Origin of the sequence: Tomitella fengzijianii (assembly GCF_007559025.1) — a bacterium.
Taxonomy (GTDB): Bacteria; Actinomycetota; Actinomycetes; order Mycobacteriales; family Mycobacteriaceae; genus Tomitella; species Tomitella fengzijianii.
Genome location: NZ_CP041765.1, coordinates 448,085 through 458,409, shown reverse-complemented (window position 1 = coordinate 458,409; position 10,325 = coordinate 448,085). Strand labels below are relative to the sequence as shown.

The following is a 10,325-nucleotide window of genomic DNA, read 5'->3' as shown; positions in this document are numbered from 1 at the left end:
GGGACCGCCGAAGTGGGCCGCGCACCGCTGCACGGTGACGGATGCCACCCCCGCGGGCGGCCCCGTCACGGCCGGGGCCGGTCCTCCGGCGGGTCGACGCGCGCGTCCGTGTAGGCCTCCAGCCCGTCGGCCGCCACCCCGCCGAGGGTGCCGATCGCGCCGCCCAGTTCCGAGTCGGCGCCCATCGCCCCGGCGATGGCTTCGGCCGCGCGCCGGATGTCCTCCGCCGTCAGTCCCGCGCCGCCGACGATGTCGGCCGGACCGGAGCCCCCGTCGTCGCCCTCGGGGCTCTGTCCGGTGGGGCCGGTGACGGCCGGCGGCAGCACGCCCGACGAGTCCGGGACGAGCCCCGACGACTCCGGCGGGATGATCGACGCCGCCGGACCCTGGCCGTCGATCGTGAACCAGTCGGATTTGAGCCCCAGGCCGGTGCGGACCTCCGGCCCGGAGACCTCCACCGTCTTGTCCGCGCCCACCACGCGCATCGACACCACGCGGCCGCCGTCGGCGCCGAGCCCGTTGCGCGCGGTCACCGTCATCTCCTTGAGCGGGCCCACCCCGAACGCATCCGACACCTGCTGCCCGGTGACGGTCTCCGTCCAGTCGTGGACGGGCGAGGCTGCGTCGCCCACGTCCTCGACGGCCGGGAAGTCGCCGCCGGCGGTCCAGCCGCCCGTGGACGCGGAGAACTCGGTGGCCACCGGCTGCCCTCCGCGCGTGACCACCATGCCCGCGGTGTCCGCCACCGCGGCGTCCGTACGGGGATCCTCCTCGGCGGTGCCCCCGTAGACCTGGCAGGCCTGCGTGTCGCAGGTCTGCGCGTACCCGTACCGGTCCTCGGCGGCGGCGTACGAGCGCGCGGCGATCGCCTGCGCGCGCAGCGCCTCGCCGGCGCCCTTGTCGGCCCAGCCCGCGGAGATCTCCTCGGGCAGCACGCCGCGCAGGTAGTCCTCCATCCCCACGTAGTTGACCGAGCGCGGCGCACCGCCGTCGAGGGCCACGCCCAGGTCGCCCCGGTAGGTGTTCCCGCCGCACACCTGCAGCATCCCGCCCCCGGCCGGCGTGACGCGCGGGTCGCCGACGGCGAACGAGTCCCCGGGGGCGCCCCCGCATCCCTGCGTGACGGTGACGTCCGCGCCGCCGGGCGTGGGGCGCAGGGTCACGGCGGCGCCCGCGGGCACCTCGTGACCGTCGACGGTCATCGGCCCGTCCGAGGTGACGGACAGGTCCTTGCCGTCGAGCCCCATCAGCCGCACCGAGACCCCGCCGGTGTCGACCCGCTGCAGTGCGGTGCCGCCGTAGTAGTGGTTGATGATCTGCTCGGCGCTCCAGCCGTGGTCCTTGGCGTATCCGTACGCGCCCCACTGCCCCATGCCCCGGCCGTGCCCGTGGCCGTGCCCGCGCAGCGTGAACACCGTCTGCGCGTCGACTACGGGGACCGCCTCGAGTTGCGCGGCCGCGGCGCCGTCCGCCCCGCCGGAGCCGCCGGTTCCGCCCGCCGTCACCGACACCGCGACGGCCGCCACCGCCAGCATCGGCGCCGACACAGCGGCGGACAGCTTCGCGGCGGCCGCCCGTTTCCGTCGGCGCGACGCGTCCGGACCGCGCGTGGTCGACAGCGGCCGCCGGACGGCGCGCAGGGTGTTCCTCAGCGGTGATCGATGCATCGGCGTACTCCTCGTCGAAGGTGCGATTCCGCGTGCAGCACCACCGAGCAAAGCACACTCAAGTCACAGTTGTCACACAAACATCACGAGCCACATGAATCACATGAATGTAGTTCCACCTGCATGAATAGGCGCGGGTTCTCAGCCCCACCAGCGTTCGAGGACCAACGCGACGCCGCTGTCGTTATTGGAACCGGTCACCTCGTCGGCCACCGACAACAGCTCGGGATGCGCGTTCGCCATCGCCACGCCGTGCCGCGCCCACGAGAGCATCGAGACGTCGTTGGGCATGTCGCCGAACGCGATCACGTCCGCCGCCGTCACCCCCAGGTCGGAGGTGATGTCCGCCAGCCCCCGCGCCTTGGTCACCCCGGGCGCGGCGATCTCGATCAGGCCGTCGTCTGTGGAGAACGTCAGATCCACGCGCCGCCCGAGCACCGGCGCCAGCGCGTCGCGCATCACCGCACTGGGCGTCCCCGGGGCGCGGACCAGAAGCTTCACCGCGGGGGCGGCCGCGATCTCCGCGTCGGCCACCTCCACGCCGCGTGGATGCTCCCACGCGTGCTCGTAGCGGGGGGTGGTCACGAACTCCATGTACATCGCGGAACTCGCGCCGGGCTCGATCCGCTCGGCCGCCAGAGCCGCGCCCGGCAGCGCCGCGGCCACCGCCTCCGCGACCCACTCGAGCGTGGCGGGCTCGAGCGCGTGCGCCGCCAGCACGCTGCCGCTGGCGCTGTCGAACACCATGGCGCCGTTGGCGCACACCGCGAGGGGCGGGTGCTCGAGCTGGTCGGTGATCTGGCGGATCCAGCGCGGCGGGCGCCCGGTGCACAGCACGAAGTGCACGCCGTCCTCCACCGCGCCCGCCACGGCGGCGCGATTGCGGGCGCTCACCCGCATCGCGTCATCGACCAACGTGCCATCGACATCGCTCGCAATGAGCAGCGGGCGCTTCACCAGACTTCCGGGCCCTTCCTCTTCCTGTTCTTCCTGTTCGTGCGCGCGGCGGCGCCGCGCGCCCTCAACGCGCGCATGCGCCCCCGCGCTCCCCCGTCATCATCCCGCCCCCGGCGCCCGCCGCCCACCGCGGGACCTTCCGCGCCGCGCCCGGCCGCCTCCTCCCGGCGCGCCCTGCGGGCGGCGGTGTCCGCCTCGTCCAACGCGGTGGCCTCCGCGAGCGAGGGCGCGCCCCCGCCCAGCGACCGCGGCACCCAGTACGCGCCGGCCGGGTACGGGCCGAACTCGGCGGCGTACTCGGCACGCAGCTCGTCCAGGATGCGCGTCATCGCCACCTTCACCCGGTCGGTGAGCTCCTCCGGCGTGCCCTCCGGGGCGATCCGCTCGCCGGCGCGGATGAGGATCGGCAGGTTGGTCCGACCCAGGTTCTTGCGGTGCCCCTTGGTCCACACGCGCTGCGAACCCCAGATCACCAGCGGCACGATGGGCACCCCGGCCTCCAGCGCCATGCGCGCCGCGCCCGTCTTGAACCCCTTCAGCTCGAAGCTGCGGCTGATCGTCGCCTCCGGGAACACCCCCACCAGCTCGCCGGCCCGCAGGCGCTCCACGGCCTCGGCGTAGGAGCCTCCCCCGCTGGCCCGGTCCACCGGGATGTGGCGCATCCCGCGCATCAGCGGCCCCGACACCTTGTGGTCGAACACCTCTTTCTTGGCCATGAACCGGATGAACCGGCCCACGTCGAACGCCGGGTATCCCGCGTAGGTGAAATCCATGTAGCCGGTGTGGTTGATCGTGATCACCGCGCCGCCGGAGGTCGGGATGTTCCGCGACCCCGTCCGGGTGAACCGGAGGCCCTCAAGCGCGAAGACTCCCTTGGCGATACGGATGATCGAGCCGTAGACAGGTTCCACCCGGCCACCCTATCCGGCCCGCGCGCGCGGAGTCATGCCCAGCGGCGGGCCCGCGCTCCCGCCCGCCGCATGCGCCACTTCCAGCGCGCAGCCCGCCGCCGCCGCTGTAACTTCACACCGCTGCCCGTATCCTTGCGACCGAACAACATCCAACTCGGAGGTACTCCACCGTGCAGGTCACCAGCGTCGGACATGCCGGCTTTCACATTCAGACGGGGGCAGGCTCGATCCTGTGCGACCCGTGGGTGAATCCCGCATACTTCGCGTCCTGGTTCCCGTTCCCGGACAACACCGGGCTCAACTGGGCGGCGCTGGGCGACTGCGACTACCTCTACGTCTCCCACCTGCATAAAGACCACTTCGACCCGCAGCTGCTCCGCGAGCACGTCAACAAGGACGCCACCGTGCTGCTGCCGGACTACCCGGTGCCGGACCTCAAGCGGGAACTGGAGGCGCTGGGGTTCCACAAGTTCTACGAGACCGAGGACTCGGTCAAGCACACGGTCACCGGCCCCAAGGGCGCGCTGGAGATCATGATCATCGCCCTGCGCGCGCCCGCGGACGGCCCGCTGGGCGACTCGGCTCTGGTGGTCTCCGACGGCACCACCACCGCGTTCAACATGAACGACGCCCGGCCGGTGGACCTGGACGTGGTGGGTGAACACTTCGGCCGGATCGACGTGCACATGCTCCAGTACTCGGGCGCCATCTGGTACCCGTGGGTGTACGAGATGTCCGAGCGCACCAAGCGCGCCCACGGCGAGCAGAAGCGGCAGCGGCAGATGGACCGCGCCCGCAGCTACGTCGAGACCGTGGGCGCTGTGCACGTGATCCCCTCGGCCGGTCCGCCGGTGTTCCTGGATGACCAGCTGCGCTTCCTCAACGACGACGCCGGCGACCCCGCCAACATCTTCCCGGACCAGACGGTGTTCCTCGGCGAGCTCGAGAAGCACGGCATCGACGGCGGCATCCTCATGATCCCCGGCACGACCGCCGAGTTCGACCACGACTCGGTGACGGTCACGCACCCGATCCCCGATTCGCAGGTGCAGAAGATCTTCACCGACAAGGCGGCCTACATCGAGGACATGGCCACCCGGATGGCCCCGGTGATCGCCGCGGAGAAGGCGGCCTGGGCGCCCGCCGCGGGTGAGTCGCTCTACGAGCCGCTGCGCGCGCTGTTCGAACCCATAATGAAGCAGACCGACCAGATCAGCGAGGGCATCGGCTACCCGGTGGCGCTGCAGATGACCGAAAACGGCGAGATCGTCGAGACGGTGGTCCTCGACTTCCCGGAGCGCACCGTGCGCCCGCGCAAGGAGGTGGAACGCCGATTCCGCTACGGGTTCACGATGGACCGCTCGCTGGTCCGCACCGTGCTGCGCGACGGCGAACCGGACTGGGTCAACTCCATCTTCCTGTCCATCCGCTTCCGCACCTGGCGCATCGGCGGATACAACGAGTACCTCTACACGTTCTTCAAATGCCTCACGGACGAGCGCATCGCGTACGCGGACGGCTGGTTCGCCGAGGGCAAGGACGACTCCGACACCATCGAGCTGGGCGACTGGCGGATGCAGCGCCGGTGCCCGCACCTCAAGGCGGACCTGTCCAAGTTCGGCGTCATCGAGGGCACCACCCTCACCTGCAACATGCACGGCTGGCAGTGGGACCTGGAGACCGGGCGGTGCAAGACGTCGCGCGGGCACGAGCTGCGGTGCGACCCGCTCGAGGCCGGGCAGGCCGCGGAGGAACCCTCCGGGGGCACCGCAGACTGAGCACTGCCTTCGCCGCGTGACACGCGATTCACATTCTGTGGGGGTCGGATGGTGGATCTCCACCATCCGACCCCCACAGAATGTGATTGCGGTGCCAGGTGCGCCCGCCCCGCACCGATCGGGCGGGTTCCGGTCAGCGCGCCCCGGTCCTGCGCCGGTTGCGCCGCCGCGATGAGACTGTCCGGACGATCTCACGCACGACCTCGTCGAGGTCGTCGAACACGTCGTCCGCTGCATAGCGGAGCACGAGCCAGCCGTCCAGAACCAGAGAGTTCTGCCGCCGGCGGTCGTTCCGGAACACGCTGCGCTCGCTGTGCGGGCCGCGCCCGTCGATCTCCACGACGACCCCCGACCACTCATCGACCAGGTCGCACCAGAACTTGCCGATCGCCCTGTTCACCTCGAGGTGGTATCCGGCCCGCCCCAGCTCACGCGCCACCACCCGCTCGGCCTCCGAAGCGGTGCGCCGCGCCGCCCGCTCGATGATCCGCCGCGCGAGCGACACCCCGCGGCACCCGGCATCGCGGTGGCAGCATTCGAGAAGCTCCTCGTATCGCTCGTCGCTGCGGGCGTACTCGTCCACAACGCGCTCGGCGGTCCGCGCCTCCAGCATCGGAATCGACTCGACGATCGCGCGGGCGATCCCCACCACCGGCAAGTCGAACGCCCATGATCCCGGCTCCGGCAGGTCCCTCCGGGTGACGGCGAGCCATCCGGGGCATTGCAGCTGCGTGCTCCGCGGCACGGTCACGTGCACCCGTTCCGGCTCGTCGATCAGTCCCCACAACCAGGCCGCCGTGGCGTGGCTGAACGTGGCATCCGCGCGCCACAGGCTCACCGCCCGGCAGCGGTCGATCCCGCGCGGCTCGGCGTCCGCGTACACCCCGCGCAGCACCTGCACGTATCGGCCGCTCCGGCACCTGCGGGCGACTGTGCTGCGCGACTCGTGCTCGGTGAGCTGCGCCGTCGTCTTGATCCAGGTCGCCTCCCGGGCGCACCCGTCCTCCCCGTTCTCCCCCATGCGGCCAGAGTGCCGGATCGGAATCGCGCGCGCCTTCGGTCCTGTGGACAACTCTCGGCCGCTGTTCGTCGTACGGTACGGGGAACGCTTCGGGAAGTTCCGCCCCGCATGAAGGAGACCTGGTGACTGCTGAGCACTCGCGCACGCATTCGTGGGCCGACCCGGCCGACATCTCGGAGGCCCGCAAGGGGCTGTCCGGGTTGGAGTTCATGGAGCGGCTGCACTCCGGGGAGATCCCGTATCCGCCGTCCGGCGGCACGCTGGATTTCCGGATCGCGGCGCTGGCACGCGGGTCCGTGACCATCGAGGCCGAGCCGGGCGAGTACCAGTACAACGCGGTGGGATCCGTGCACGGCGGGGTCCTCAGCGCGTGGCTGGACTCGGCGATGGGCTATTCGATCCAGTCCACGCTGGAGGTCGGCGAAGGCTTCACCACGCTGGATCTCACAGTCCGGTTCATCCGGGGGGTCAGCGTGGACACGGGTCCGGTCCGGGCGGTGGGCAAGGTGGAGCACCGGGGCGGGCGCACCGCCACCGCGCGCGGCGAGCTGCGGGACAGCGACGGCGCGCTGCTGGCCTCCGGCACCACCACCGGCATGATCCTGCGCTGAGCCGTCAGCGGACCACGAGAACCGGCCCCAGCGCGTGCCCCAGCAGCGCGTGCGCCGTGGAGCCGAGCCGCATGGCCTTGAATCCGCCGCTGCCCCGCGCGCCCACCACCACCAGCTCGGCGGTCGCGGTGATGCCTGCCAGCACCTCGGCCGCGGACCCTTCCAGGAGTTCTGTCGCCGCCTGCACCCGGGGATGCGCGGCGCGCACCGATTCCAGACACTGCCCGAGGACGCCGCGCACCGCGTCCGCGTCGCCGGCGGCCCGCGCGTCGGCATCGAAGTCGGGGCCCGCCACCGCCACGATGACCAGCGGCATCGCGCGGCGCTGCGCTTCGTCCGCCGCCGCGGCCAGCGCGGGGTTGGCCGTGCCCGAGGCGTCGACGCCCACCACGACCCGGCCGCTGTAGTCCTGTTCCGTGTGCGCCGAGCCGTCCGCGGGCCGCGGCACCACCAGGACCGGGCAAGCCGCGTGCGCGGGCAGCGCCGCCGCCACCGACCCCAACAGCCTGCCCATGAACCCGCCGCGCCCGCGTGCGCCCACCACCACGAGCGCCGCCGAACGCGACTGCTCCAGCAGCACGCCCGAAGCGTCCCCCGCGTGCACCGAGGTGGTCACCTCCGCCCCCGCGCCGCGGGCCTGTTCCGCGGCCTCGGCGAGGATCGCGGCGGCCTCGTCGCGGACCACCTTCTCGTATTCCACGGCGACGCTGTGCCGCCGCACGGCCGGCGCATGGTAGGCGGCCACCAGGTGCAGCGGCGCCTTCCGGGTCGTCGCCTCCTCGATCGCCGCGGCCAATGCCACCCGCGCGTTGTCGGATCCGTCGACTCCGACGACCACTGCGCTCTCGTTGCCCATACGCCCATCTTCCAGGGTGCCCCGGGCGTGCGCAGCCTTACGTGATCAGAACCCCGCCGCGGACCCCGCACGCAGGACATGGAACGTGGTGGATCCGACGCGCCCGAAGTTGTCGTCCTCGACCAGGACCAGAGTGCGGGCCCCGTCCGGCAGTTCCGGTCCCACGGTGATGCCCTCCACGTTGCCCATGGCGCCGTCCGATTCGAAGATCTTCGTCTTGCGCATCGGCGCCTCGCTGCCGTCCAGGACCGCCATGCCCGCGACGTCCGTGGCGCCGTCGATGGTGGCGAGGTGGATGGTGGTGACGAATCCGCGGGGCAGCGCCAGGCTCCGCTCGACGGTGAGGAACGACGTGGGGCCCACCTGCGTCATCGCGGACACGCCGGCGACGGTGGGCCCGAACGCCGCGCCCGAGGTCTGCAGCGGGTCGGCCTCGTAGACGTATTCGCCGACCACGGCGCCGGTGGCACGGTCGAGCTGCAGCAGCCGGGCCGGGCTGGGGGTGTCCGCGGCCGCGGCCGGTCCGTCCTGCACCAGCGCGTTCTCGGTGATCGCGGAGATGGTGCGGCCGTCCGGGGAGAGCGCCAGCCCTTCGAAGCCCAGGTTCTCGCGCATGCCGCTCGACTGTTCCCCGCCGGGCCCCGACTCCGGCAGGTACGCCGCGGGCAGCGGATAGTCACGCACGTACGCCCCGTCGGGGCCCGCCGAGCGGATGAACGGCATGAGCCCGCCGGTGGCGTCGCCCTCGCTGCCGTAGACCACGCCCCCGCCGGGGGCCCAGCGGATCGATTCGGTGTCGCTGGTGCCCGGCGCGTACGGGCCGCCGGGCCCCTGCAGCGGGATCATCGACGACAGCCGCGGCTGCGCCGGGACGCCATGCTCGTCCAGCGGCAGCTCGACGGTGTAGGCGCGGGTGGGCCCGTGCGCACCTCTGTCGTCGCTGATCACCACGTACCGCCCGGTGGCGGGGTCGTAGTCGATGCCGGACAGTCCCCCGACGGTGGTGCCCTCGAACCGCGTCCCCTCGGGCACCGTCACCGAGCCGAGCGGCCGCACACCGTCGTCCGGGGCTGCGGTGGCGGGGGCTGAGGTCTCGTGGGCATCGGGGGCGGACGTCGCCGGGGGCCCTGGCGCCCGCGCGCCGCCGCAGCCCGCCGTCAGCAGGACGGCGAGCGTGCCCAGCGCGGCGCCGGCACGCGTGGCCGGGCGCAGGTCAGGCCCCCGCGGGTCGCAGCACGTCGGTGCCGACGAACGGCTGGAGCGCCGCGGGCACGCGCACGGTGCCGTCGGGCTGCTGGTGGTTCTCGAGGATCGCGACGATCCACCGCGTGGTGGCCAGCGTGCCGTTGAGGGTGGCGGCGATCTGCGGCTTGCCGTCGTCGCCCCGGTACCGGACGCTCAGGCGGCGCGCCTGGAACGTGGTGCAGTTGGAGGTGGAGGTGAGCTCGCGGTAGGCGCCCTGGCTGGGCACCCAGGCCTCGCAGTCGAACTTGCGGGCCGCGGAGCTGCCCAGGTCGCCGCCGGCCACATCGATCACCCGGTAGGGCACCTCGACGGCGGCGAGCATCTCCTTCTCCCACCCCAGCAGGCGCTGGTGCTCCGCGTCGGCGTCCTCGGGGCGGCAATAGCTGAACATCTCCACCTTGTCGAACTGGTGGACGCGGATGATGCCGCGCGTGTCCTTGCCGTAGCTGCCGGCCTCGCGGCGGAAGCACGACGACCAGCCCGCGTAGCGCTTGGGCCCGCCGGACAGGTCCAGGATCTCGTCCGAGTGGTAGCCGGCCAGGGGGACCTCGGAGGTGCCGACCAGGTAGAGGTCGTCCTCGTCCAGGTGGTAGATCTCGTCCGAGTGGGCGCCCAGGAACCCGGTGCCCGCCATGATCTCCGGGCGCACCAGCACCGGGGGGATCATCATGGTGAAGCCGTTGGCCACGGCCTTCTGCGCCGCCAGCTGCAGCAGGCCCAGCTGGAGCAGCGCGCCGGCGCCGGTGAGGAAGTAGAACCGCGAGCCGGACACCTTGGCCCCGCGCGCCATGTCGATCAGCCCCAGCGACTCGCCCAGGTCCAGGTGGTCCACGGGCTCGTCGATGGCGGGGGGCTCGCCGATGTGCTCGAGCACCACGAAGTCCTGCTCGCCGCCGGCCGGGGCGCCGTCCTGCACCACGTTGGAGATGGCCCGGTGGGCCTCGTCCAGCGCGGCCTTGGCGGCGGCCTCGTCGGCGCCGGCCTTCTTGACCGCGTCGGACAGCTCCTTGGCGTGCTCCAGCAGCGCGGGGCGCTCCTCAGGCGTGGCCTTGCCGACCTTGCGCCCGTGCGCCTTCTGCTCCGCGCGGAGTTCGTCGGCGGTGGCGATGGCGGACCGGCGCGCGGCGTCGGCCGCCAGCAGCGTGTCCACCAGCGCCGGGTCTTCGCCGCGGGTGCGCTGCGACTCGCGCACGGCGTCGGGGTTCTCGCGAAGGAACTTCAGGTCAATCACACCGCATGACTTTACTTGCCGGTCCCGGAGGCCGCCCCGCGGACCGGC

8 protein-coding genes and 1 pseudogene are annotated in these 10,325 nt (G+C 72.4%); 2 read left to right on the top strand and 7 right to left on the bottom strand.

The features are described from left to right. Positions 1-65: 65 nt before the first annotated feature. The 3 genes and pseudogenes from FO059_RS02130 to FO059_RS02120 all read right to left on the bottom strand — a co-directional run. Entirely contained in the window at positions 66-1,667 is a 1,602-nt protein-coding gene (locus tag FO059_RS02130; protein ID WP_143905966.1) for a SpoIID/LytB domain-containing protein, read from the bottom strand. A gap of 141 nt (positions 1,668-1,808) precedes the next feature. Next, positions 1,809-2,624, bottom strand: coding sequence for a Cof-type HAD-IIB family hydrolase (locus FO059_RS02125; protein WP_268892902.1), 816 nt, complete (start codon positions 2,622-2,624; stop codon positions 1,809-1,811). 128 nt (positions 2,625-2,752) lie between these two features. Continuing rightward, positions 2,753-3,535 (bottom strand): annotated as a pseudogene (locus FO059_RS02120) (lysophospholipid acyltransferase family protein); the annotation flags it as partial. A 170-nt stretch (positions 3,536-3,705) separates the two neighbouring features. On the opposite strand from FO059_RS02120, the gene FO059_RS02115 reads away from it, so the two are divergent. Then, positions 3,706-5,313 carry a Rieske 2Fe-2S domain-containing protein gene (locus FO059_RS02115; protein WP_143905962.1) on the top strand — a complete coding sequence of 536 codons (1,608 nt, stop codon included), beginning with the start codon at positions 3,706-3,708 and terminating at the stop codon, positions 5,311-5,313. 133 nt (positions 5,314-5,446) lie between these two features. Here the strand turns inward: FO059_RS02115 and FO059_RS02110 are convergent, their stop codons facing one another. Beyond that, the gene (locus tag FO059_RS02110) at positions 5,447-6,334 is read right to left on the bottom strand and encodes a DUF559 domain-containing protein (RefSeq protein WP_143905960.1); all 888 of its coding nucleotides are present in this window, start codon (positions 6,332-6,334) and stop codon (positions 5,447-5,449) included. A gap of 122 nt (positions 6,335-6,456) precedes the next feature. Between FO059_RS02110 and FO059_RS02105 the strand changes: the two genes are divergently transcribed. Next, positions 6,457-6,945: a PaaI family thioesterase gene (locus FO059_RS02105; protein WP_143905958.1), complete on the top strand. Its 489-nt coding sequence runs from the start codon at positions 6,457-6,459 to the stop codon at positions 6,943-6,945. 4 nt (positions 6,946-6,949) lie between these two features. Here the strand turns inward: FO059_RS02105 and FO059_RS02100 are convergent, their stop codons facing one another. The 3 genes from FO059_RS02100 to serS form a co-directional block, all read right to left on the bottom strand. Then, positions 6,950-7,801 carry a universal stress protein gene (locus FO059_RS02100; protein ID WP_143905956.1) on the bottom strand — a complete coding sequence of 284 codons (852 nt, stop codon included), beginning with the start codon at positions 7,799-7,801 and terminating at the stop codon, positions 6,950-6,952. Between the two features lie 45 nt (positions 7,802-7,846). Further along, positions 7,847-8,839: an esterase-like activity of phytase family protein gene (locus FO059_RS02095; RefSeq protein WP_158726794.1), complete on the bottom strand. Its 993-nt coding sequence runs from the start codon at positions 8,837-8,839 to the stop codon at positions 7,847-7,849. Positions 8,840-9,014: 175 nt separating this feature from the next. After that, positions 9,015-10,277: a serine--tRNA ligase gene (gene serS, locus FO059_RS02090; protein ID WP_143905952.1), complete on the bottom strand. Its 1,263-nt coding sequence runs from the start codon at positions 10,275-10,277 to the stop codon at positions 9,015-9,017. Positions 10,278-10,325 lie beyond the last annotated feature (48 nt).

Excerpts from the sequence above, each read along its gene's own strand:
- FO059_RS02130 (WP_143905966.1), bottom strand. The coding sequence starts at position 1,667 with ATGCATCGATCACCGCTGAGGAACACCCTGCGCGCCGTCCGGCGGCCG.
- FO059_RS02110 (WP_143905960.1), bottom strand. The coding sequence starts at position 6,334 with ATGGGGGAGAACGGGGAGGACGGGTGCGCCCGGGAGGCGACCTGGATC.
- FO059_RS02100 (WP_143905956.1), bottom strand. The coding sequence starts at position 7,801 with ATGGGCAACGAGAGCGCAGTGGTCGTCGGAGTCGACGGATCCGACAAC.